Here is a 21,482-nt window from a genome sequence, read left to right as displayed (position 1 = left end):
CGGCCGGAGTGGGCGGCCGGCGCACGAGGCCCGCAGGGAGCGCGGGCGGCTGAGGTGAATCAGGCGCGCGTCGAGTGATCGAGCATCTCGAACGCCTCGAGCGCGGCTTGGAAGCGAGCCGCTTAGAAGCGGTGACGCACGCCGAACGTCGCGCCGACCTGATTGCCGGTGCTGGAAGCCGCAAGCAGGCCGCCAACCGACGCGGTGTTGTCGATCCGCACGCCCCGGCCGTTGTCGTACAGCGTGCCCGATGCATGCTGATAGACGGCGGCCAGATACACGTCGGTGCGCTTGCTCAGCGAGTAGTCGGCCGCGAGCGTGGCCGAGTGCCACTTCGGGCTGCCCGACGCCGAGCCGGCCCCGGACGTCTTGCCGAACGTGTAGGTGTAGCCGCCGAGCAGCGCGAGCGACGGCGCGAGCGCGTAGGTGCCGTTCAGTTCGATGTTGTCGAAGCGGATGTCGTTCGGCACGCCGGCCAGACGGGAATCCTCGACTTTCGAGTGGGTCCACAGCACGCCGACGGTGGCCGGGCCGTACACGTAATGCGCGCCGACACCGAACGTGCGATGCACGCCGGCCGGGATCGAATCGTCGGCCGCGGCCCCGTTCGGGTTCGTCAGCGCGCTGTTGTTCGATTGGTCGTAGGCGGCCCCCACGCTGAGCGGGCCGTTCTCGTAGCCCGCGCCGACGCTCCATGCGCGGCCGTTCGAGAAGTTCGTATCGTTGCTGAAGCCGAACGAGCCGCCGAAGTGGAAGCCCGCGTAGTTGGCGCTTTCGAACTTCACGGCATTGGCCGTCGAACGCTGCGTGCTGAGGCTGTCGTTGTCGAGCGGGTGCAGCGCGAGATTGACGCCCGAGGCGGTGCCCGACAGCGACAGCGGGGTCAGGTAATCGACGATCGAATCGAACTGGCGGCCCACGGTGAGCGTGCCGTAGACGTTGTCCTGCAGGCCCACGTAGGCCATCCGGTTGAAGCCCGATTCGTTGCGCGCGAACGCGCCGTTGCCGAGCGAGAACGCCGATTGCAAGCGGAAGATCGCCTTGCGGCCGCCGCCGAGGTCTTCCGCGCCGCGCAGGCCGAAGTACGTGTTCGACAGCCCGCCGTTGTTCTGCAGCCATTGGTTGTGGCCGCCGGCGTTGTTGACGTAGAGCACGCCCGCATCGAGCGATCCGTACAGCGTGACGCTGCTCTGGGCATGCGCCACCGGGGCGAATGCGCCGGCCAGTGCGAGCGCGATCAAGGGATGAGTGAGCGTTTTCTTCATGCGGTACCTCGGGTGTGACGCGTGGGTGGGTGGATGGGCCGCGGCGGCCTCGTCGAGCGGGAGGCTGCGGAGCGATGAATATAGTGAAAGCGGTATCGGCCGCACTTGTCCTCGAATAAGCAATGCACGGTTCGTGTGCGGCATATCGCCCGGGCTTGCCAAAGCGCCGAAAAGCATTTCTCGATTGATTGGTTCGGCGCCCGGGCCCTTGCTGCTATCGTTTTTTGCTGCACGCGGCGCACCGGTTCGTCGATCTTCCGGTGGCGGGCCGCGCCCGTGGTTTCTTGTCCCGGAGATCCGATTTCATGACCCGACGCACCGGCCGGCTGAGTCTCGGCGCCTTCCTCTATCCCACCGGCCACCACATCGCGGCCTGGCGTCACCCCGACACGCAGGCCGACGCGGGCGTGGATTTCCGTCATTACGTCAAACTCGCGCAAACTGCGGAGGCTGCGAAATTCGACCTCGTGTTCCTGGCCGACGGCGTGGGCACGCGCGGCGACGACGTCGAATTCCTGAGCCGCACCGCGCACAGCTACAACGCGCAGTTCGAGCCGTTGACGCTGCTGTCGGCGCTGGCCGCCGTGACCGAGCGGATCGGCCTGGTGGGCACCGCGTCCACCAGCTTCAACGAGCCGTATCACGTGGCGCGCAAGTTCGCCTCGCTCGACCACATCAGCAGCGGGCGCGCGGGCTGGAACCTGGTCACGTCGTCGAACCGCCACGAGGCCGAGAACTTCAATCGCGACGAGCACATCGCGCACGCCGACCGCTACGAGCGCGCCGAGGAATTCGCCGACGTGGTGCGCGGCCTCTGGGATAGCTGGGACGACGATGCATTCGTGCGCGACAAGGCGTCGGGGCGCTTCTTCGATCCGGCCAAGCGCCATGTGCTGCGGCATCGCGGCAAGTTCTTCCAGGTGCGCGGGCCGTTGAACGTGGCGCGCGCGCCCCAGGGGCACCCGGTGGTGGTGCAGGCCGGCTCGTCGGACGCCGGGCGGCGGCTCGCGGCGCGCACGGCCGAGGTGATCTTCACGGCGCAGCAGACGCTCGACGACGCGGTGGCGTTCTACGCCGATGTGAAGGGCCGCATGGCCGAGTGGGGCCGCCATCCCGACGAGCTGAAGATCATGCCGGGCGTGTTCCCGGTGGTGGGCCGCGACGAGAGCGAGGCGCGCGAGAAGTTCGAGGCGCTCCAGCAATTGATCGATCCGGTGGTGGGGCTCGCGCTGGTGTCGGGGTTGACGGGCGGCTTCGACCTGTCGCCCTATCCGTTCGACGGGCCGATTCCCGAGTTGCCGGAAACCAATGCGAGCAAGAGCCGCCAGGCGCTGACGCTCGATCTCGCGCGCCGCGAAAACCTGACGATCCGGCAACTGGCGCTGCGCGTGGCCGGCGCGCGCGGCCACTGGCAGTTGATCGGCACGCCGAAGCAGATCGCCGACGCGCTGGAGGAGCGCTTCGTCAACTATGGCGCGGACGGCTTCAACGTGATGGCGCCGACGCTGCCGGGCGGGCTGGAGGATTTCGTCACGCTGGTGCTGCCCGAATTGCGGCGGCGCGGCCTGTTCCGCGACGAATACGAAGGCACGACGTTGCGCCGGCATCTGGGGCTGGCGCGGCCGGCGCGCGTGGAACGGGTGAGCGAGCCTGGGGTGGTGGCGGCCTGACCTGTCGATGGATTCTGGCGCGGCGCGAAGCCAAAATCGTCAATGAGCAATGGCGCTGTGAGTGCAATGCCGTTCGACCGTATTCGAGTCTGGCCGATCACCCGACGAGTTCAAGCAGCGAATGGGAGTGGGCGTTGGCGGCTATCGTCGTTGCGTGTCGTTCGACAGGCGTCTGCTGTCCCACTTGCCGCAGTCTATTGCGCGCTGAAGCATTCCGACGGTGAGGGGAACGCGCTGCTGCGCTTCCCTTTTTCCTTTGCGAAAAATGAATCGGAAAAACGCCGTGAAGGGGTCGATCAATCCCTCGCCTTCGAAATATATGCTGCAGTCGAAATCGCCCGGGTCTACGTTGAACGTATTGAAGAACTCCTCCATGAAAATGGGTGAATCGTCTCCGGTCACGCCGAGATCGCTTTCAACTTCAGTGTGCGCAGTGACCCGATGCCTCTCGGGGTACAGTAATTTCTCTCGAATGAATGCAACAAGCTCGGGTGAAGTTTTCATGTTTGTATTCATTGCGGGAAGTGATTTTGATTAAATTCTGAAAATCATCCAAGTGTGCCCACTGTAGCGTCGTTGATCCGATCTTCCGGATTGACCATGCTGTTGTAGCGAACAATGGTTTTGGTATTTATTACAATAACGTCGTACATGCCGATGGCCCATCCGAGATATGGTATTTTTCGGCCCACAAATGCACCCAAGTTTGTCGTCCATCTCACCCGCAATGTCGATAGGGTCTTGCCAGTGAGGGTCGGCATTCTGAGTGGCATGTCAATGTCCAATAGCGCTCGGCAAACTATCGACGCGACCGATGTCCCGGGAGTTGCATATTTGAATTTCCCTCTCGTTCCGATGTCGGGTCGTCCGAGAAGGATGAGTATTACGCCATACACGTCCTGTATGCCTGTTTGCTTAATGGTTTCGTCGGTCATCAGGTAGAAAAATAACTCTGGCGATGTTAAATCATGGCCATCGTATTGATACAGATTCTGCTCGGCCGTGGGCGTGCCATCGTTTATCAAGCGTTCATAGTCATTCATTTGGGCCCCCGGGCTTAGTGAGTGCTGTTTTGCTTGACATCGATCACGGCAGTGACTGTTCCCTGACTGCCGCCAGTCGCGCTTTGTACGACGTATTCCTCTTCCATTCTTGCGAAGGATAACGCCACGTGTTCCAGTGCCGCGCCTGCTCCCACGGCAGGTTCGAGTTCGGTCACGATCACGTCGTACAAGGTAATTTTCAGATACGTCAGCGGCGTGCCACCCGCTTTGCGCATCGACAGCCGGGCCGTCGGAATGTGTTTGCCGTGAAAGCAGTAGCTCGCGAGATTGGGACTTGCCCGATCTATCAGGTGGATGAACCGTAGATCGTGGACTGTCGCTTTCGCGGCTCCACCGCCTGATCCCGAGTGCATGCTTGAATCTTGCGAGATTTTCCAACCGCAGCTTATGACTTCGATCTCGTTTGCGTGAGTGGCGTCCTGCGATTCGCCGGTAATGCCGTCGATCTTGATGAAAATGTCTGTCACGATGTCCCCGGTATCAGCCCCTCATTGGGCACTTGGCAGCGACCGTACCATTGTTCAGACAAATAGTTCGGCGGACTACTTGAGATGCATCAATGACCGGTGCTGCCGCACGACGATGGCGGGCATCAGGCAGCAGTGCACGAGCGCTTGCTTGAGACGCCGCCGTCCTTTTCCTTTTCATTGACATACCTGAACCGCCCCCGGAAATACGAATTCGCTCCCCACCCGCCACACCATCGAAACCGCCATCGCAGCGCCACCCTCGGTCACCGCAACAGACAATTCCTCGCTCCATACCCCTCCGCCCGAAAAGCAAACCCGAATCGCTTATTTGTCGTGGCGAAATCGACCGGCTCTAATAACGAACCGACACACCGCATGCGGTGGCGCCCCCAACGCCGCCGCCTGCACGATTTCGCGAAGATGCCCATGACCGATCTGACTTCATCCCTCCCGGCGAGCGTGCCTGCCGACGCGCGGCGTCGCGGCCTGTCCCGGGCGGCACTTTACTGGTGGCTGTCCTGGGCCGTTCCCCTGGTGCTGGTGGTGCTCTGGGAAATTGGCGCGCGCACCGGCCTGATCGACCCGCAAGTGCTGCCCGCGCCGAGCCGCGTGGCGGACACCGCCTGGGGCTTGATCGAATCGGGCGCGCTGTTCGTCCATCTCGGCGTGTCGCTGCTGCGTGCGGCCACCGGCTTCGTGATCGGCGGCACGGCCGGCTTCGTGCTCGGCGTGGCGGTGGGCTTCTCGCCGCTCACGCAGGCGCTGCTCGACCGCTCGATCCAGATGCTGCGCGCGGTGCCGTTCCTGGCGATGCTGCCGCTCGTGATCGTCTGGTTCGGCGTGGGCGAGACGGCGAAGATCTTCCTGGTGGCGCTCGCGGTGCTGTTCCCCATCTATATCAACACGGTGCTCGGCATCCGCCAGATCGACCCGAAGCTGATGGAACTCGGCAAGGTGGTCGGGCTGTCGTGGCCGGCCGTCGTGCGCCGCATCATCCTGCCGGGCGCGATGCCGTCGATCCTGACCGGCGTGCGCTATGCGCTGGCCCACGCGTGGCTGGCGCTGGTGATCGCCGAAACGCTGGCGACCACCAAGGGCATCGGCTTTCTCGCGATGGACGCACGCGAATTCCTGCAGACCGACATCATCGTGTTGACGATCGTGATCTACGCCGTGATCGGCGTGGTGGCCGACGCGCTGGCCCGTGCACTCGAAACGCGCCTGCTGGCCTGGCATCCGAATTTTGCGAAGGAGTCCCGTTGATGAGTACCGCCGATTTCGCCACGCCGGTGGCAGCCGCGCCGGCGCGGGACGCCGCCGCCGACCGTTTCGCGGGCGAGCCGCTGGCGGTGTCCGTCTCGGGGCTGCGCCGCCGGTATGGCGCGCGCGTCGTGATCGACGCGCTCGATCTGCAGATTCGCGAAGGCGAGTTCGTCGCGTTGCTCGGCGAAAGCGGCTGCGGCAAGACCACCTTGCTGCGCGCGCTGGCCGGCCTCGATGCGGCGGATGCGGGCCGGATTCATACGCCGCGCCGCGCGGCCGTGGTGTTCCAGGAGCATCGGCTGCTGCCGTGGGCGCGCGTGCACGAGAACGTCGTGCTGGGCAACGAACGCACGGTCGGCCGTGCCGGCGCGGATCGTGCGCTGGCCGAAGTGGGCCTGGCCGGCCGCGAGGAAGATTGGCCGCGCAACCTGTCGGGCGGCCAGGCGCAACGCGTCGCGTTGGCCCGTGCGCTGGTGCACGACCCGAAGCTGCTGCTGCTCGACGAGCCGTTCGCCGCGCTCGACGCGCTGACCCGCATCAAGATGCATGCGCTGGTCAAGGAACTGGTCGCACGGCACCGGCCGGGCGTGCTGCTCGTCACGCACGACGTGGACGAAGCCGTGGCGCTGGCCGACCGCATCCTCGTGATGCGCGCCGGCCGTATCGCCGACGTGCATGTGCCGGCGCACACCGAGCCGAAAGCGTTGCGCGAGGCGCTGCTGGCCTCGCTCGGCGTGCACCTGCACTGACGCCCGCGCGCCGCACATCGCACACCGCGGCGCGCTCCCCGAATGTCATCGAAGCACGGCCCCTTGCGGCCGAGCGGCGAGCTGCGCCTTGCCCATTCGCACGGTGTGGCCGCCCGAACCCGATATCGCAACACGCATCCGAGTAGACCAAGGAAACACGCATGAACGATTTCACGTTGAGCCGCCGCCATCTGCTGCGCACCGCGGGCGGCCTGCTGGCCGGCGCGGCCACCGGCATCCTGCCCGCCGCCGCGTTCGCGGCAGCCCCCGCCAAGCTGACCCGCAACACCGACACGGTGCGGATCGGCTGGGGCCACGGCAGCCTGTCGCTGCTGGCCAAGCAGAGCGACACCTTCTCGAAGACGCTGGCCGGGCAGGGCATCAAGGTCGAATGGGTCGGCCCGTTCCCGAACCACGCGCCGTCGCTGCAGGCGGTGATCGGCGGCAGCGCCGATTTCGGCTTCTGGGGCTCGACGACGCCGGCTCTCGCCGCGATGCTGGCCGGCGCGCCGCTGGTATTCAACGAGTTCAACATCTACTCGCCGCGTTCGACCGCGATCATCGTGAAGAAGTCGAGCGGCATCCATTCGGTGGCCGACCTGGTCGGCAAGAAGGTGGCGATCAACCGTTCGGGCCTTGGCGAATTCCTGCTGGTGGCGGCGCTGGAGCAGAACCACATCGACCGCAGCAAGGTGGAGTTCGTCTATCTGAACCCGCCCGACGCGGGGCCCGCCTTCGCGCAAGGCAAGGTGGATGCGTGGTCGATGTGGTCGCCGGCCGTCGACATCGCGCGCTTCGCGACCGACTCGAAGGACATCTTCAACGAAGGCCGCGACCTGAATTTCCTGATCGACTTCAATTCGCTCGTCACGCGCCGCAAGTTCAGCGAGGAGAATTCGGCGCTGGTGCGCGCAGTGATCGACGCCTACGTGAGCGTGGGCAACTGGCAATCGACGCATGCGGTGGAGTCCGAAAAGATCGCCCAGGAGGACGCGGGCTATCCGAACCCGGTGCGCGACTACCTGACGAGCCTGAAGCGCCAGAACAAGTTCTACGAAGCCGACGACACCGAGTTCCGCGCCCGCTTCCAGCGCGCCGCGGATTGGCTGGCCGAGCGCCAGATCATTCGCTCGAAGGTCAATGTCGGCGATTACTGCGTCCGCGTCTGACCGGGAGATCACCATGACCGCACCTCGCCATCTGCGCCTCGGCGTCAACGTCCTCGCCTCGGGCCGCCACGACGCGGCCTGGAAGACGTTCGACGACAAGCGCCACCTGTCGACCGACATCGATCACTTCGTGACGATCGCGAAATCGGCCGAACGCGCGCTGCTCGACGCGATCTTCCTGGCCGACGGCCCCGGCGGCCTTGTATCGGAATCCTACATACGGCCGTGGCGCGCGCTCGATCCGGCGGTGCTGATCGCGCATCTGGCCGCGCACACCCGCAACATCGGGCTGGTCTGCACGACCACCTCGCTGTTCGGCCATCCGTATACGATCGCGCGGCAGATCGCGTCGGTCGATCACATGAGCCGTGGCCGCGCGGCCTGGAACGTGATCACCTCGCAAAACCCGCCCGCGCTAGACGCATACGGCGTGGAGCACGGCTGGAATCAGGAAGTGCGTTACCAGCGCGCCGAGGAGTTCGTGAAGATCGTCACGGCGTTCTGGGACAGCACGCCCGACGAGGCCGTGGTGGCCGACCCGGACACGACCGTGTATCTCGACCCGTCGAAGCTGCGCAAGCTCGATTTTCGCGGCGAGCATTTCTCGGCGCGCGGCGCGCTGTCGGTGCCGGAAACGCCGCAGGGCCGCCCGGTGATCTTCCAGGCCGGGCAGTCGGCCGACAGCCGCGCGTTCGGCGCGCGCTATGCCGATGCGCTGTTCACGGGCCAACGGATCATCGAAGGCGCACGCACGTTCTACCGCGAGGTCAAGACGCTGGCGGCCGGTTATGGCAGGAATCCCGATCATCTGCTGGTGATGCCGGGGCTGTTCCCGATCCTCGGCTCGACCGACGAGGAAGCAAGCCGCCACAAGCGCGGGCTCGACGACCTGCTCGATTCGGTCGCGCTGCGCAAGGAGCTGGCGCGCCATCTGGCCGTCGATCCGGCGCTGCTGGCCGACCTCGACGGGCCGATCCCGTACGCGGCCACCGAGGCGAATGCCGACCAGGTGCCGGTGGCATCGCGCTGGCATCGCAACGAGATGCTCAAGGAAGCGAAGCAGAACGAATGGAATATCCGCGAGCTGCTGTTCTCGAACATCACGGGCGGGCACCGGATTTTCGTCGGCACGCCTGAAGGTTTCGCGCACGACATGGTGCACTGGCTCGACACGCAGGCCACCGACGGCTTCAACCTGAACATCGACGTGCAGCCCACCGGCCTCGACCTGATCGCCGACGAGGTGATTCCGGTGTTGCAGAAGCTCGGCCGCTACCGTATGGCTTACGAAGGCACGACGCTGCGCGACAACCTCGGGCTGCCGCGCTACGACGCGCGGCTGGGCAACGGCGCGCTCGACGCGGCCGCCTGAGCGGACGCCGCTCTCACATTTCACGGAGACCGATCGATCATGTCCGATACCGATTTCACCACCGATCTCGAACGGCCCGGCGTGCAGGCGACGCAGCCGCAGGCAGAACCGGCGGCCTCGCGCGTGGCGGATGCCGCCGCGAGCGTGCCGCCGTACCTTTCTGCGCTGTCCGTGCGGCTCGGCTTCGCCGCGCAACTGGCCGAGATCGGCCGCACCGCCGCCGCGCGCGATCTCACGCAGGCGCTGCCTCATGCCGAGATCGCCGCGCTGAAGGCGGCCGGCGCGGGTGCGCTGCGGCTGGCCACGGATGCCGGCGGCCACGGGCTGTCGCTGACCGAGCTGTTCGCGGTGGCGCGCGACATCGCCGCGGCCGATTCGAACATCGCGCACGCGTTCCGCAATCACTTCTTCCAGATCGAGGCGGCGCTGCGCCGGCCCGCGCATCCGTTCCATGCGCAGGTGCTCGGCATCGCCGGACGGCGGCAGACGGTGGGCCTGAGCTTTACCGAAAGCGACGTCAAGGAAGCCGGCGCGCGCCCGACGCGGGTGCTGAACCGCCTCGAATGGGATGCGCAGCGCGACGCCTATCTCGGCTCGGGCGACAAGGTATACGCCACCGGTAATCTGTACAACGATGCATTCGTGGGCACGGCGGTCGAAAGCCGGCGCGGCGAGACGGTGCAATACGTGCTGGCGCGCGGCGAGGGCGTGGCGAACGACGACGACTGGCAGGGCTTCGGCCAGCGCCTGACCGGCTCGGGCACGGCGCGCTTTCGCGAGGTGGCGGTGCCCGCGTCGAACGTGCACCCGCTCGATCCGCCCGATCGCGAGGGCGCCGCGCCGTGGAAATTCACGTTCCACCAGGTGTATCTGACGAACTGCATCGCCGGGATCGTGCGTCGCATCGCGGCGGACGCCACCGACGTGCTGCGCAACCGGGGCCGCAACTTCTATCACGGCGAGGCCGCGCATCCGTCGGACGAGGCCGTGTTGCAGGCGCAACTCGGGCGGATTCGCGCGTATGCGGCGAGCGTCGAGGCGACCATCGATCGCACCATCGCGAAGCTCCAGCAGGCGTGGGATGCGATCGGCACCGATGCCGAATACGACGCGGTGCTGGCGGCCTCGCTGTCGGCTGCCGAGGCCAAGGTGGTGATCGATGAACTGGCGCCGCAAATCGCGAGCTGGCTGATCGATCTCGGCTCCGGCTCGGTGGTGTCGCGCCGCAACGGGCTCGACCGCCACTGGCGCAACATCAAGGTGATCGCTTCGCACAATCCGCGGCTCTACAAGGAGCGCTTTCTCGGGCAGAACCAGTTGAACGGCGTGCTGCCGCCGACCGGCGCGTTCTTCTGATCGAGTGAATCGAGGCGCGCATCGCGCGTGCCTCGATGCCGGGTCATCGAGTCAATCGGTCAGGTCAATTCAACGCCACCGCGGCGGCAGCGCCCACCGGCGTGCCCTCGATCGCCACCGAGGCCCGCCCGTCCGGCCCCACCGGCACGTCGCCCACCAGCGTGGTGCGATACAACTGCCGGTCGAAGTCGAGATCGAAGATATCGGTCGGCGCGAGATGGGCGGTCGAGCGGTTGTCCCAGAACGCCAGGCTGCGCGGCTCCCACTTGAAACGCACCGTGAACTCGGGCCGCGTGACGTGCTCCCACAGCAATTCCAGCAGCGCCTGGCTTTCGCGCGCGCTCACGCCGACGATCGACTTGAGGAAGCTCGGGCTGACATACAGCGCGCGCTCGCCCGTTTCCGGATGAATCCGCACCAGCGGATGCTCGGTCACGAGCGCTCGCCGCTCGACCGCCTCGGCGTAACCGGCCGTGGCGCTGGCGCCGGCCGGCGGGGTGAAGCGGTGGATGCCGCGCAGGCCGTCCACGAGGCGCTGGATCGGCGCGGACAGCGTTTCGTAGGCGCGCACGAGGTTGGTCCATTGGGTGTCGCCGCCGTACGGCGGAATCGTCACGCCGCGCAGGATCGACGCCCAGGGCGGGTTGACGGCGGCCGTCACGTCGGTGTGCCAGCCCGTCCACGGGCGGCGCACCGGCTGCCCCTCGAAACGCGTCGACTGGCGATGCTTGCCGATCGAGTAGACCTCGGGATGCCCGTCGACATGGCCGAACACCGGGTGGCCGAGCGTCAGTTCCCCGAACTGTGCGGAGAACGCCACGTGCTGCTCGTGCGTCAGGAACTGCTCGCGGAAAAACACCACGCGCCACTTCAGCAGCGCGCCGCGAATCGCGGCGATTTCCAGCGCCTCCAGCGGGCGGGTCAGGTCGACGCCGCGAATTTCGGCGCCGATATGCGCGGACAGCGGAATCACGTCGAGCGACGACGATACGGCCTGGTTCATGCGGATTCTCCGTTCGGGGCGGGGCGGACAGGCGGCGTCGGGATCGGCGTCGCCAGACAATTCAGTCAAGCGAAACATCATGCGGCGGCCCGCCGTGGTACGGCAGCGGGCCGTCGCACCAACGCGCGGCAAGGGCGGACGCCGCCGCGCCGGCCCGGCGCGGCTGGCGGCCGAATCGTGCGCACGCGTCATTGCAGCGTGGCGTCGCGGCCCTTCAGCACGACGCTGCGGCGGCCGTCCACGCTGACCGGCACGTCGCCGTGCACGGTGGCGCGGCGCACCACGCGGCGCGCGTCGCCGTAGTCGTTGATCGCGTAGTGCTGGGTGGCGCGGTTGTCCCAGATCGCCACGTCGCCCTCGCGCCAGCTCCAGCGCACGGTGTTTTCCAGGCGCGTCACGTGTTCGTGCAGCACTTGCAGCAGGTGCGCCGAATCACTGGCGGACAGGCCCTTGAGGCGCTGCACGAAGTGGCCGAGCACGAGCGTGCGCTCGCCCGTGACGGGGTGCACGCGCACCACCGGGTGCTCGGTTTCGTAGACGGTGGACGTGAACACCTCGCGGTAGCGCTTGAGCTGATCCGGATCGGCGTTCACATGCGAGGCGGCGTAGTCGTAGGCGTTGGTGTGCAGCGCCCAGAGCGTGTCCACCAGCTCGCGCAGCGCGGCGGGCAGGTGGGTGTAAGCGGCGGCCGTGTTGGCCCACACGGTGTCGCCGCCGGCCGGCGGAATCACCACGGCGCGCAGGATCGACACCTTCGGGTAGGCGTCGACGAACGTCACGTCGGTGTGCCAGGAATTGGCGCGTGCGCCGTGGGCCGAATCGAGTTCGAGCAGGCCGGCGCTGCCGTCGACCGACGGTACGGTCGGGTGCGCCACGGTCTCGCCGAAGCGGCGCGCGAACGCTTCCTGCGCGGCGTCGTCCAGATGCTGCTGGCCACGGAAGAACAGCACCTTGTGCGTGTGCAGGGCATCGAGCAATGCGTCGAACGTGGCGTCGTCGATCTCGCCCGATAGTTTGACATCCGAAATTTCCGCGCCGATCCGGCCGGCGACGCGCCGCAATTCCAGCGGCGAGGCCTGCGTGCGGGCGGCGTGGTGGTGGGCGGCGTGTTGCGACGATGGGGCGATCTGAACGTCGGACATCGGGGTGTCTCCTTCGGTGGGGAAAGCGGTTCGGATATTCAAGCAGCGCGCGGGGCAAACCGGAACTGACGATTCGTCGTATCGATAGACGCCGGCGCGCGAACGAGCGGCTGTACGCAGCGGGCCACGCTCACCAGGCCAGCCGCCAGTTGCCGGCCGGCAGCGGCGGGGCGGCCACGGGCGGCGTGATGCGCGCGGTGGCGTCGTCGTCGCCGAGATCGCTGAGGATCGCGTCGCGCAGTTGCGCGAACGCCGCGCCATTGCGGTCGCGCGAGCGCGGCAGGCCGACGTCGACGATGCGCGCGATGCGGCCCGGGCGCGGCGCCATCGTCACGACGCGATCGCCGAGCCAGACGGCTTCGTCCACGTCGTGCGTGACGAGAATCATGGTGATGCGTTCCTGCTGCCAGATCCGTTGCAATTCGTGCTGCATGCGCGTGCGGGTTTGCGCGTCGAGCGCGCCGAACGGCTCGTCGAGCAACAGCAGCCGCGGCCGGTTCACGAGCCCGCGCGCGATCGCCACGCGCTGCGCCATGCCGCCCGACAACTGGCTCGGGTAGGCCTGCTCGAAGCCGTTCAGGCCCACCAGCGCGATGTGCTCGGCCACGGCCGCGCGCCGCGCCTTCGCGTCGAGCGGCGAATTGCGCAGCGCGGCCTCCACGTTCTGCGTGACGTTCAGCCAGGGAAACAGCCGGTGATCCTGGAATACGATGCCGCGCTGCAGCGAGGTGTCGCGCACGCGCTCGCCGCCGGCGCGGATCTCGCCGTCGTAATCCACGTCGAGGCCGGCGATCAGGCGCAGCAGCGTGGATTTCCCGCAACCGCTCGCGCCGACGATGCTGACGAATTCGCCGCCGCGCACGTGCAACGAAATGTCGTCGAGCACGTCGAGCGCCTGGGTGCCCGCGCCGTGCGGCGCGTAGCGTTTGCGGACATGCTGGATGTCGAGCGAATCGAGCGAATCGGACGGGTCGAGAGTCATGCGGCTTCCCTGAGTGGCGAGGACGAATCGATGGCGGTGCGGGCGGCCCGGCCGCGCGCGAGCAGCCGGCGCTCGATGGCGCGTGCGCCCGCATTGAGCGCCCAGCCGGTGATGCCGACCACGAGGATGCCAAACAGCACGAGATCCATGCGGAACTGCTCGCTGCCGTCGATCAGCGTGTTGCCGATGCCGCTGCCGGCCACCAGCAGGTATTCGGCGCCGAGCGTGGCGAGCCACGAATAGATCAGGCCCAGATAGAGGCCGGTGGAGATCGACGGCAGCGCGGCCGGCACGATCACATGGCGGATCAGTTGCCAGCGCGAATAGCGCAGCGTGCGCGCCACTTCCACGTAGGCGCGCGGCACCGCGTGGATGCCGTCGCAGGTGTGCGCGGCCACCGGCAGCAGCGCGGCCAGCGACAGGAACACCACCTTGGCGGTGTCGCCGAGCCCGAACCACACGGAAATCAGCGGAATCCATGCGAACAGCGAGATCTGCTTGAAGGTATCGAAGGTCGGGCCGATCACGCGCGCGGCGAGCCGCGACAGGCCGAGCGCCGTGCCGAGCAGCAGGCCGGCGGCCGTGCCGATCGCGAAGCCCGCGAATTCGCGCGCGAGCGACGCCGACAGCGCCCGCGCCAGCGCGCCGCTCGCGATCTGCTCGCGCGCGGTGCGCAGCACATCGGCCGGGCTGACCAGCAGGCCCGCGTGGCCGCGATGCGTGGCGGCGATCAGCCACCAGGCGGCGAGCGCCACGAGCGGCAGCACCAGGCCGCGCAGGTCGGGCACGCGCCAGCGGCCCGGCGAGGATTTGAGGAATGCGAACGACGTCATGACACGAGGCTCCCGGCCTGGAAAACGGAACGATTCGATGCGGGCGCGATTCAGGCCCGGAACGCGGAGGCTCGGCCACGCCGCAGCCGTGCTTCCAGCGCATCGAGCAGGCGGTTGATCGCATAACCGATCGCGCCGACGATCACCACGGCCGCCATCACGAGATCGAGCTGGAACAACTGCCGCCCGTACACGATCAGGTAGCCGAGGCCTTCCGAGGACGCCACCAGTTCAACCACCACCAGCGCGAGCCAGGCCTTCGTGAACCCGAGCCGCACGCCGGTCGCCAGCGTGGGCACGGCGGCCGGCAGCACCACGTGGACGATGCGTTGCAGGCGGCTGTAGCCGAACACGCGCGCGGCCTCGTCGAGCGCGGGCGGCGTTTCGCGAAAGCCCTGCAACGTGCTCATTGCCACCGGCACCAGCGCCGCGTGGGCGATCAGGATGATCTTGAGCGGCTCGCCCACGCCCACCAGCAACAGCAGGAACGGCAGCCAGCCGAGCACCGGAATCTGCACGATCGCGTTGAAGCTGGGCAGCACGTAGGCCTCGGCGGTGCGCGACAGCCCGAGCCACGCGCCGATCGCGAAGCCCGCCAGCGAGCCGGCCGCGAAGCCGAACAGCACGCGTTGCAGGCTGATCCAGGTGTTGCTCAACAGGTCGCCGCTGCGTGCGAGTTCGGCGAGCGTCTGCCACACCGCCTCGGGCGGCGGCAGGATTTGCGGCGCGATCCAGCCGCGCTCGCAACCGATCGTCCACAGCGCGAACAGCACGGCCGGCAGCAGCCACGGCGCGATGATCCAGCCGAGCGCGGCGGCACGGCGGCGCAGGCCGGCCTTCGCGCGCGGGGCATCGGCGGAGACGGCGGCCTGGTCGCCGCGCTCGCGTATCGAAATCGCGGTATCGCTCATCACGGCTCCCGGGGGCGTGCTCAGGTTTGCGGTTTGCCCGACGCGTCGTAGCTCGGCCAGTAGTGTTCGAGATGCTGGGCCTTGAGCGCCTGGTCGAGATACTTCGGTTCGATCCAGCCGTTGACATCGGCAGGATGACGAATCAATTTGAGCTTCAGCGCGTCCTGCGCGACGGCCGTGTAGCGGGCCACGAAGAACGGATCGAGCAGCGGCGACTCGCGTGACTTCAGCGTGCCGGCCGGGAATTCGGCCGCCCACGACGATACGGGGATGCCGGTCTTCGCCCAGGTGTTCAGCAGCGCGTCGCGATTGCCTTCGTCGGACGCCCAGCGCGCGGCGGTCACGAACACGTTGACCACGCGCTGCACGATGTCGGGGTGCGCCTGCTCGAAATCGTCGAGCACCAGCAGATGCGATTGGCGCGTGAACTGCAGGCCCTGGTCCTGCGATTGATAGATGATCTTGGCCAGCCCCGAATCGACCAGCTTCGACAGGTGGTAATCGGTGACGGACGCGTCGATGCCCTTCGAGGCCAGCGCGGCCAGCGCGCTCGACGTATCGAGGTTGATCACGCGCAGGTCGCGCTCGTCGAGGCCGTTGGCGGCCAGCACGTTGTCGATCACGAGTTGCAGGTTGGTGCCCCGGAAGATCGCGACGCGCTTGCCCTTCAGGTCCTTCACGGTGTGGATGTCGGAGCCGGTCGGCACGCCGATCTTGATGCCGCTGCGCACGCCCACGGCCGCGATCAGGTGCGTCTTCAGCCCGTTGGCGCGGGCCAGCACGGCCGGCAGGTCGCCTTGCAGCGCGAAGTCGATCGACTTGTCGGCGATCGCCTCGTTGACGGCCGGCCCCGCACCCTTGAAGAACAGCCACTGGATGCGGATGCCCTCGCGCGCGAACTCCTTTTCGAGCAGCTTCTGCTGCTGCACGACCGCGCCGGGGTTGCTGCCGAAGGTGGGCGGGTCTCCCGCGCCCTGTTCGGCGACGCCGATGCGGATGGTGTCCGGCGCGGCGGCGTGGGCCGCGGCGGCGCTCAGGGTCAGGGCGGCGGCCAGCAGCACGGGGCGCAGCAGCAGGCGGATCAACGAACGGGACTGAAAGCGGGGCGTGGAAAAGAGCGGCATGGATCCTCGTGGCGGCGGTGGAGCCGGATGCGGAATGGGGAGGAAGTCGGATCGATTCGCGGTGTCGATCAACCGGGACGAATCATTCTTGTCGAGCGTTTGCCCGATCGCAAACAAGCATTTCTGATTTGCTTTCGCGCTGGGAAATGGAGAAAAGCGCAGGAGAACTCAACGAAATGCAGCGAGCCGACGCGATCGCGTCGGCTCGTCTGTTCGCTTAGAACTTCACGCGGATGCCGCTGAATACCGCCACCTGGCGGTTGTTCGACGAGGCGGTGCCCGCGTCTGCGATCGCCGCGATCGACTGATAGCCGTTGCCCGCCACCGCCGTGCTTCCACTTCCGGACGCCAGTTGGTAGACGCCCGACAGATACAGCTCGGTGCGCTTCGACAGCGCGTAATCCACGCCCAGCGTGAACTGGTGCCAGCGCGGCTTGAGCGTGCCGCCGCCCGCGCCGGGCAGGCTGCTCGCGCGCCCGTCGGTGAACGTGTACACGCCGATCAGCGTGGTGGCCGGCGTGACGCGGTAGCGCGCGTTGACGTCGTAGTTGTTGAGGCGGCGGGAAGAGCCGTCAACATAGTTCAGCTGCGTGTGGCTCCATGCGAAACCGAGGATCGTCGCGCCGAACGTGTAGTTTGCGCCGGCCACCGTGATCTGCTGCTTGGCCACGCCGCCGTTCAGGCCGTAGAAGAACCCGCCGCTGTAGTCGTCGCCCGCGGTGGTGCTGGCGCCGCCCACGGCGCCGCCGGTATTGCTGGTCGAATTCGGATGGTTCAGCACCACGTAGCCCGCGCCGAGCGAGAGCGGGCCGTTCGCGTAGTTGGCGGCGATGCCCCACGCGCGGTTGTTGCCGAAGCCGGTGCCCGCGCCCGAACCGGGCTGGTTGCTGAACGCATACAGGCCGTCGACGGTGAAGCCGGCGATCGTGTCGCTGCGGAACTTCACGGCGTTGTTGATGCGGAACGTCTGGTTCAGGTTGTCGTTGTCGCCCACGTGGGTGGCCGGCGACCAGAAGCCCGAGCCCGAGTATTGTGCGACCAGGTCGGACAGCGGTTCGTATTGGCGGCCGAACGTCAGCGTGCCGATGCCTTGTTTCGCAATCCCGACGAATGCCTGGCGGCCGAAGATGCGGCCGCCCTGGCCCAGCGTGCCGTCGTTGGTGCGGAAGCCGCTTTCCAACGTGAACACGGCCGACAGGCCGCCGCCGAGATCCTCGGTGCCCTTCAGGCCCCAGCGGCTGCCCGACAGCTTGCCGCTCGACTGCTGGATGTTCGAGCCGCCTTTCTGGTTATTGGTATACGCAATGCCCGCATCGACGATGCCGTACAGCGTGACCGAGCTTTGCGCATGCGCCGCAACGGAAGTGGCGGAGACGAGGCCGAGCGCCAGGGTTTTCTTCAACATACGATTCCTTTTGTCTTGATCGCGAGTGGGAAAGGAACCCGATGCTAGGGACGCGCCGCCGCTGCACGAAGCAATGTTCCGGGAATAGCAAAGCAGAATTTCATGGTTGTGGGCATGCTTCTCGCAGCGCTCGCGCGGCGCCGGATAAAACGTATGGATGCCGAATGAAATGATTGCGCCCGCATCGATAATGGAAATCGAACATCCGCTTCCGAAGGTCTTGAGAAATCCTTATCGAAAACACAATGAAGCGAAACGGGGCGCGTTGACGTTTTTATGCGACGGGCGTACGTGGCGCGGCTGGCGCGCCGCATAACCTTAGGCGAATTGATTGGTTCGCGGTCACCACGGCGCGTCATATCGTGATGGCGTGACGAAGCGTCGAGGCATCGAGGCGGCCGTGGCCAGGGCCGCGCGGCGTTTCGTACGTTGCTGCTTTGGAAATGACAATTGATTGGTTCTCATCCGGCGCGGTGCGATAGCACAGTGGCGTTGACGGCTATAGACGGCAGCGATGCCGCACCCGGACCGTCACGTTGCCGTGCGACAGCACGGAACCGGACCGCAAGGAGGAACCCATGACATTGACGACCGAAGCGCACGACATTCTTGAACAAGCCCGCACGGCGGCGCATGAGCAGGGCCTGCGCTACGGCGGCGGCATTGCCCCGGCGCAGGCCTGGGCGCTGGCCACCGCCGGCGAGGCGCTGCTGATCGACGTGCGCACCGGCGAGGAGCGCAAGTTCGTCGGGCACGTGCCCGGCTCGCAACACGTGGCCTGGGCCACCGGCACCAGCCTGACGCGCAACCCGCGCTTCGTGCGCGAGCTGGAAGCGAAGGCCGGCGGCAAGGACGCCGTGATCCTGCTGCTGTGCCGCAGCGGCAAGCGCTCGGCGCTGGCGGCCGACGCGGCGGCCAAGGCCGGCTTCACGCAGGTCTACAACGTGCTCGAAGGCTTCGAGGGCGAACTGGACGACGCGCAGCGGCGCGGCGCCCATAACGGCTGGCGGTTTCGCGGCCTGCCGTGGCTACAGGATTGATGAACCCGCGCAGATCGCGCATCTGATTGAACGAGGATCCCAACGTGGCAGCATTCGACATCGACGACGTGGTCCGCTCGCTGCATGCGGCGCGGCATGGCTGGCGCGAGCGCCAGCGGCGCCTGATCGAGCCGGGCGGGCGCGATCTGCCGTCGCGCGAGGCGCTCGGCGGCATCGTCGACGCGCTCAAGGGCGTGCTGTTTCCGATGCGGCTCGGGCCGCCCGACCTGCGCCAGGAAAGTGAGGACCTCTACGTGGCGCACGCGCTCGACGCGGCGCTGAACGCGCTGTTCTCGCAGGCGCGGCTCGAACTGCGCTACGCGGCGCGTTACCGCGACAGCGGCGACGCCACCGAGGCCGCCGCGCGCGCAGCCGTGCAGGCGTTCGCCGAACAGTTGCCCGAGATCCGCACGCGTCTCGACGAGGATGTGCTGGCCGCCTTCCACGGCGATCCGGCTGCCGGCAGCGTGGACGAGGTGCTGCTCTGCTATCCGGGCGTGCTCGCGATCCTGCACTACCGGCTCGCGCACGAACTGTATCGGCTCGGCCTGCCGCTGCTCGCGCGGATGCTGGCCGAGCGCGCCCATGCCGACACCGGCATCGACATCCACCCCGGCGCGCGGATCGGCGCGGGCTTCTTCATCGATCACGGCACGGGCGTGGTGATCGGCGAGACGGCCATCATCGGCGAGCGCGTGCGCATCTATCAGGCGGTGACGCTCGGCGCGAAACGCTTTCCGCGCGACGCGGCCGGGAACCTCGAGAAAGGGCTGCCGCGTCATCCCTTGGTGGAAGACGACGTGGTGATCTATGCCGGCGCGACGATTCTCGGGCGCATCACGATCGGGCGCGGCTCGGTGATCGGCGGCAACGTCTGGCTCACGCACGACGTGCCGCCGGGCAGCCATGTGACGCAGGCCGTGCCGTCCACCGATGTGTCGCGGCCGGCGCCGAAAGCCGCTCAAGCTGCTCAGGCTACGCAAGCCGCCACCTCGGAGCTTGCCTCATGACGCAACTGGTCCGGCAATTCGGCGCTGCCGTGCGGCGCCTGCGCGAGACGCGCGCCTGGTCGCAGGAGCTGCTGGCCGAGCACGCGGGCCTGAACCGCTCGTATGTCGGCGAGATCGAGCGCGGCGAGGTGATCGCCTCGCTGGTCACGGTCGAGAAGCTCGCCAACGCGTTCGAGGTGCCGATTGCCTTGTTGTTACGGCCGGCCGCCGACGAACTGACGGCCTGAGCCTCGCCTTGCATCGCGCGGCACGACCGTGCCGCGCTTCCCGTTCTCTTCTCGTTTCGCCGCTCCGAGCCGCCACGCCCGGTGCGCGTCTGACGCCTATAGCATGTTGAGCGTCGATGGGCTGCGTCCCCATAATCGCCGCGCGTCATAAGCATTCCCGATATTCTTCTAAACCCGGAGCCCGACATGTCGACCGTAGCAAACGGCCCGACCACGCTGAGCGATCACGCCGCACGCCAGCTTGCGAATGCCACCAAGACCGTTCCCCAGCTTTCCACCATCACGCCGCGCTGGCTGACCCATTTCCTGCAATGGGTGCCGGTCGAGGCCGGCATCTACCGCCTGAACCAGGTGAAGGACCCCGAAGCCGTGCGTGCCGCCTGCACGCAGTTGGAGGACGAGCGCGAACTGCCGAAGACGTTCGTGCCGTACGAGGAACAGCCGCGCGAGTATTTCCTGAACGCGGTCAGCACCGTGCTCGACGTGCATACGCGCATTTCGGACCTTTACAGCAGCCCGCACGACCAGATCAAGGAACAACTGCGCCTGACGATCGAGACGATCAAGGAGCTGCAGGAAAGCCAATTGATCAACAATCCTGACTATGGCTTGCTGGCCAACGTGGCCGAGGAACAGCGCGTATTTCCGCTGACCGGCGCGCCCACGCCGGACGATCTCGACGAGCTGCTGACCAAGGTCTGGAAGGAGCCGGCGTTCTTCCTGACGCACCCGCTGGCGATCGCCGCGTTCGGCCGCGAATGCACGCGGCGTGGCGTGCCGCCGCCCACGGTCAGCCTGTTCGGCTCGCAGTTCATCACGTGGCGCGGCATTCCGCTAATTCCGTCGGACAAGGTGCCGGTGGCCGACGGCAAGTCGAAGATCCTGCTGCTGCGCGTGGGCGACAAGCGCCAGGGCGTGGTCGGCCTCTACCAGCCGGGCGTGGCCGGCGAACAGGGCCCGGGCCTGTCGGTGCGTTTCATGGGCATCAACAACCAGGCGATCGCGTCGTACCTGATTTCGCTCTACTGCTCGCTGGCCGTCCATTCGGTGGACGCGCTCGCGGTTCTCGATGACGTGGAGATCGGCAAGTACCATGACTACCCCGACACCTACCGCTGATCTGGCGGCCCCGGGCGCTCGCGCGCCCATCGGGCTGCCCGATCCGGCGGCGCTCGCGCAGTTGGCGAACGCGTTCTTCTCGGCGTTGCCGGGGCGCGCGGATGCGCCGGGCGCGGCGCTCGGCAGCGGCGCGGCGGGCATCGCGCCCGCCACGCTGCCCGCCGCCGCGCCGGCCCTGGCGTTGGCCGCCAACCCCGCGCCGGCCGGTTCGCCGCTCGCCGGGCCGGGCGGCACGGGCACCGGCGTGCCGTCGCAGGGCGTGCCGGCCGGCAAGGCGCCGGGTGCAAACCTGCTGCCGGCCGCGCCCA

At 67.1% G+C, this 21,482-nt stretch carries 21 protein-coding genes and 1 pseudogene; 11 read left to right on the top strand and 11 right to left on the bottom strand.

Annotated elements, in window-relative coordinates; translation table 11 throughout:
* Window positions 1–122: 122 nt before the first annotated feature.
* On the bottom strand, window positions 123–1,265 hold the full coding sequence (locus ACYP33_RS32875) for a porin (RefSeq protein ID WP_459625324.1): 1,143 nt from the start codon (window positions 1,263–1,265) through the stop codon (window positions 123–125).
* Window positions 1,266–1,570: 305 nt separating this feature from the next.
* Here ACYP33_RS32875 and ACYP33_RS32870 point away from each other — a divergent pair, with 305 nt between their 5' ends.
* Window positions 1,571–2,935, top strand: a complete 1,365-nt coding sequence (locus ACYP33_RS32870; protein WP_459625323.1) for an LLM class flavin-dependent oxidoreductase — start codon at window positions 1,571–1,573, stop codon at window positions 2,933–2,935.
* A gap of 141 nt (window positions 2,936–3,076) precedes the next feature.
* On the opposite strand, the gene ACYP33_RS32865 is transcribed toward ACYP33_RS32870, so the two are convergent.
* The 3 genes from ACYP33_RS32865 to ACYP33_RS32855 are packed head-to-tail and all read right to left on the bottom strand — an operon-like array spanning window position 3,077 to window position 4,469.
* Complete coding sequence (locus tag ACYP33_RS32865; RefSeq protein ID WP_459625322.1) at window positions 3,077–3,439, bottom strand: DUF1493 family protein; 363 nt, start codon at window positions 3,437–3,439, stop codon at window positions 3,077–3,079.
* 44 nt (window positions 3,440–3,483) lie between these two features.
* Window positions 3,484–3,978: an STM2901 family protein gene (locus ACYP33_RS32860; protein ID WP_459625321.1), complete on the bottom strand. Its 495-nt coding sequence runs from the start codon at window positions 3,976–3,978 to the stop codon at window positions 3,484–3,486.
* Between the two features lie 14 nt (window positions 3,979–3,992).
* Window positions 3,993–4,469: an Hcp family type VI secretion system effector gene (locus ACYP33_RS32855; RefSeq protein WP_459625478.1), complete on the bottom strand. Its 477-nt coding sequence runs from the start codon at window positions 4,467–4,469 to the stop codon at window positions 3,993–3,995.
* A 426-nt stretch (window positions 4,470–4,895) separates the two neighbouring features.
* Between ACYP33_RS32855 and ACYP33_RS32850 the strand changes: the two genes are divergently transcribed.
* The 5 genes from ACYP33_RS32850 to ACYP33_RS32830 all read left to right on the top strand — a co-directional run bounded on the left by ACYP33_RS32850 (window position 4,896) and on the right by ACYP33_RS32830 (window position 10,378).
* On the top strand, window positions 4,896–5,732 hold the full coding sequence (locus ACYP33_RS32850; protein WP_414447697.1) for an ABC transporter permease subunit: 837 nt from the start codon (window positions 4,896–4,898) through the stop codon (window positions 5,730–5,732).
* Window positions 5,732–6,481, top strand: coding sequence for an ABC transporter ATP-binding protein (locus tag ACYP33_RS32845; RefSeq protein ID WP_459625320.1), 750 nt, complete (start codon window positions 5,732–5,734; stop codon window positions 6,479–6,481). Before ACYP33_RS32850 ends, ACYP33_RS32845 begins: the two co-directional genes overlap by 1 nt.
* 161 nt (window positions 6,482–6,642) lie before the next feature.
* Entirely contained in the window at window positions 6,643–7,650 is a 1,008-nt protein-coding gene (locus ACYP33_RS32840; protein ID WP_414447695.1) for an NrtA/SsuA/CpmA family ABC transporter substrate-binding protein, read from the top strand.
* A 13-nt stretch (window positions 7,651–7,663) separates the two neighbouring features.
* Window positions 7,664–9,022 (top strand): NtaA/DmoA family FMN-dependent monooxygenase, encoded by a 1,359-nt coding sequence (locus ACYP33_RS32835; protein WP_459625319.1) that lies wholly within the window; start codon window positions 7,664–7,666, stop codon window positions 9,020–9,022.
* A 39-nt stretch (window positions 9,023–9,061) separates the two neighbouring features.
* Complete coding sequence (locus ACYP33_RS32830) at window positions 9,062–10,378, top strand: acyl-CoA dehydrogenase family protein (RefSeq protein ID WP_459625318.1); 1,317 nt, start codon at window positions 9,062–9,064, stop codon at window positions 10,376–10,378.
* A gap of 64 nt (window positions 10,379–10,442) precedes the next feature.
* Here ACYP33_RS32830 and ACYP33_RS32825 read toward each other — a convergent pair whose 3' ends face one another.
* From ACYP33_RS32825 to ACYP33_RS32795, 7 genes are all read right to left on the bottom strand, one after another.
* Complete coding sequence (locus ACYP33_RS32825; protein ID WP_414447692.1) at window positions 10,443–11,381, bottom strand: TauD/TfdA dioxygenase family protein; 939 nt, start codon at window positions 11,379–11,381, stop codon at window positions 10,443–10,445.
* A 188-nt stretch (window positions 11,382–11,569) separates the two neighbouring features.
* Window positions 11,570–12,523, bottom strand: coding sequence for a TauD/TfdA dioxygenase family protein (locus ACYP33_RS32820; RefSeq protein ID WP_459625317.1), 954 nt, complete (start codon window positions 12,521–12,523; stop codon window positions 11,570–11,572).
* A gap of 130 nt (window positions 12,524–12,653) precedes the next feature.
* Window positions 12,654–13,505: an ABC transporter ATP-binding protein gene (locus tag ACYP33_RS32815; RefSeq protein ID WP_459625316.1), complete on the bottom strand. Its 852-nt coding sequence runs from the start codon at window positions 13,503–13,505 to the stop codon at window positions 12,654–12,656.
* Window positions 13,502–14,338: an ABC transporter permease gene (locus tag ACYP33_RS32810; protein ID WP_459625315.1), complete on the bottom strand. Its 837-nt coding sequence runs from the start codon at window positions 14,336–14,338 to the stop codon at window positions 13,502–13,504. The genes ACYP33_RS32815 and ACYP33_RS32810 overlap by 4 nt, the downstream gene beginning before the upstream one ends.
* A gap of 50 nt (window positions 14,339–14,388) precedes the next feature.
* A complete protein-coding gene (locus ACYP33_RS32805) occupies window positions 14,389–15,249 on the bottom strand; it encodes an ABC transporter permease (protein ID WP_414447688.1) in 861 nt (286 codons plus the stop codon).
* Window positions 15,250–15,269: 20 nt separating this feature from the next.
* Window positions 15,270–16,373, bottom strand: coding sequence for an ABC transporter substrate-binding protein (locus ACYP33_RS32800; RefSeq protein WP_459625314.1), 1,104 nt, complete (start codon window positions 16,371–16,373; stop codon window positions 15,270–15,272).
* Between the two features lie 217 nt (window positions 16,374–16,590).
* Window positions 16,591–17,778 (bottom strand): porin, encoded by a 1,188-nt coding sequence (locus ACYP33_RS32795; protein WP_459625313.1) that lies wholly within the window; start codon window positions 17,776–17,778, stop codon window positions 16,591–16,593.
* 578 nt (window positions 17,779–18,356) lie between these two features.
* Here ACYP33_RS32795 and ACYP33_RS32790 point away from each other — a divergent pair.
* The 5 genes and pseudogenes from ACYP33_RS32790 to ACYP33_RS32770 all read left to right on the top strand — a co-directional run.
* Entirely contained in the window at window positions 18,357–18,818 is a 462-nt protein-coding gene (locus tag ACYP33_RS32790) for a rhodanese-like domain-containing protein (protein WP_459625312.1), read from the top strand.
* A 44-nt stretch (window positions 18,819–18,862) separates the two neighbouring features.
* On the top strand, window positions 18,863–19,828 hold the full coding sequence (gene epsC, locus ACYP33_RS32785; protein ID WP_459625311.1) for a serine O-acetyltransferase EpsC: 966 nt from the start codon (window positions 18,863–18,865) through the stop codon (window positions 19,826–19,828).
* Window positions 19,825–20,055: a helix-turn-helix domain-containing protein gene (locus ACYP33_RS32780; protein ID WP_414441865.1), complete on the top strand. Its 231-nt coding sequence runs from the start codon at window positions 19,825–19,827 to the stop codon at window positions 20,053–20,055. Before epsC ends, ACYP33_RS32780 begins: the two co-directional genes overlap by 4 nt.
* A gap of 186 nt (window positions 20,056–20,241) precedes the next feature.
* Window positions 20,242–21,174 (top strand): family 2A encapsulin nanocompartment shell protein, encoded by a 933-nt coding sequence (locus tag ACYP33_RS32775; RefSeq protein WP_206127357.1) that lies wholly within the window; start codon window positions 20,242–20,244, stop codon window positions 21,172–21,174.
* A pseudogene (locus tag ACYP33_RS32770) lies at window positions 21,149–21,482 on the top strand (family 2A encapsulin nanocompartment cargo protein cysteine desulfurase); the annotation flags it as partial. The gene ACYP33_RS32775 and the pseudogene ACYP33_RS32770, both read left to right, overlap by 26 nt.

This window comes from Burkholderia sp. 3C, from assembly GCF_054589155.1.
Note: the sequence above shows the minus strand (reverse complement) of the source record. Positions and strands in the feature narration are given on the sequence as shown.

Excerpts from the sequence above, each read along its gene's own strand:
- ACYP33_RS32850 (WP_414447697.1), top strand. The coding sequence starts at position 4,896 with ATGACCGATCTGACTTCATCCCTCCCGGCGAGCGTGCCTGCCGACGCG.
- ACYP33_RS32825 (WP_414447692.1), bottom strand. The coding sequence starts at position 11,381 with ATGAACCAGGCCGTATCGTCGTCGCTCGACGTGATTCCGCTGTCCGCG.
- ACYP33_RS32860 (WP_459625321.1), bottom strand. The coding sequence starts at position 3,978 with ATGAATGACTATGAACGCTTGATAAACGATGGCACGCCCACGGCCGAG.
- ACYP33_RS32875 (WP_459625324.1), bottom strand. The coding sequence starts at position 1,265 with ATGAAGAAAACGCTCACTCATCCCTTGATCGCGCTCGCACTGGCCGGC.
- ACYP33_RS32800 (WP_459625314.1), bottom strand. The coding sequence starts at position 16,373 with ATGCCGCTCTTTTCCACGCCCCGCTTTCAGTCCCGTTCGTTGATCCGC.
- ACYP33_RS32840 (WP_414447695.1), top strand. The coding sequence starts at position 6,643 with ATGAACGATTTCACGTTGAGCCGCCGCCATCTGCTGCGCACCGCGGGC.
- ACYP33_RS32805 (WP_414447688.1), bottom strand. The coding sequence starts at position 15,249 with ATGAGCGATACCGCGATTTCGATACGCGAGCGCGGCGACCAGGCCGCC.
- ACYP33_RS32815 (WP_459625316.1), bottom strand. The coding sequence starts at position 13,505 with ATGACTCTCGACCCGTCCGATTCGCTCGATTCGCTCGACATCCAGCAT.
- ACYP33_RS32835 (WP_459625319.1), top strand. The coding sequence starts at position 7,664 with ATGACCGCACCTCGCCATCTGCGCCTCGGCGTCAACGTCCTCGCCTCG.
- ACYP33_RS32870 (WP_459625323.1), top strand. The coding sequence starts at position 1,571 with ATGACCCGACGCACCGGCCGGCTGAGTCTCGGCGCCTTCCTCTATCCC.
- ACYP33_RS32820 (WP_459625317.1), bottom strand. The coding sequence starts at position 12,523 with ATGTCCGACGTTCAGATCGCCCCATCGTCGCAACACGCCGCCCACCAC.
- ACYP33_RS32790 (WP_459625312.1), top strand. The coding sequence starts at position 18,357 with ATGACATTGACGACCGAAGCGCACGACATTCTTGAACAAGCCCGCACG.
- ACYP33_RS32775 (WP_206127357.1), top strand. The coding sequence starts at position 20,242 with ATGTCGACCGTAGCAAACGGCCCGACCACGCTGAGCGATCACGCCGCA.
- ACYP33_RS32865 (WP_459625322.1), bottom strand. The coding sequence starts at position 3,439 with ATGAAAACTTCACCCGAGCTTGTTGCATTCATTCGAGAGAAATTACTG.
- ACYP33_RS32795 (WP_459625313.1), bottom strand. The coding sequence starts at position 17,778 with ATGTTGAAGAAAACCCTGGCGCTCGGCCTCGTCTCCGCCACTTCCGTT.
- ACYP33_RS32780 (WP_414441865.1), top strand. The coding sequence starts at position 19,825 with ATGACGCAACTGGTCCGGCAATTCGGCGCTGCCGTGCGGCGCCTGCGC.
- ACYP33_RS32830 (WP_459625318.1), top strand. The coding sequence starts at position 9,062 with ATGTCCGATACCGATTTCACCACCGATCTCGAACGGCCCGGCGTGCAG.
- ACYP33_RS32810 (WP_459625315.1), bottom strand. The coding sequence starts at position 14,338 with ATGACGTCGTTCGCATTCCTCAAATCCTCGCCGGGCCGCTGGCGCGTG.
- ACYP33_RS32845 (WP_459625320.1), top strand. The coding sequence starts at position 5,732 with ATGAGTACCGCCGATTTCGCCACGCCGGTGGCAGCCGCGCCGGCGCGG.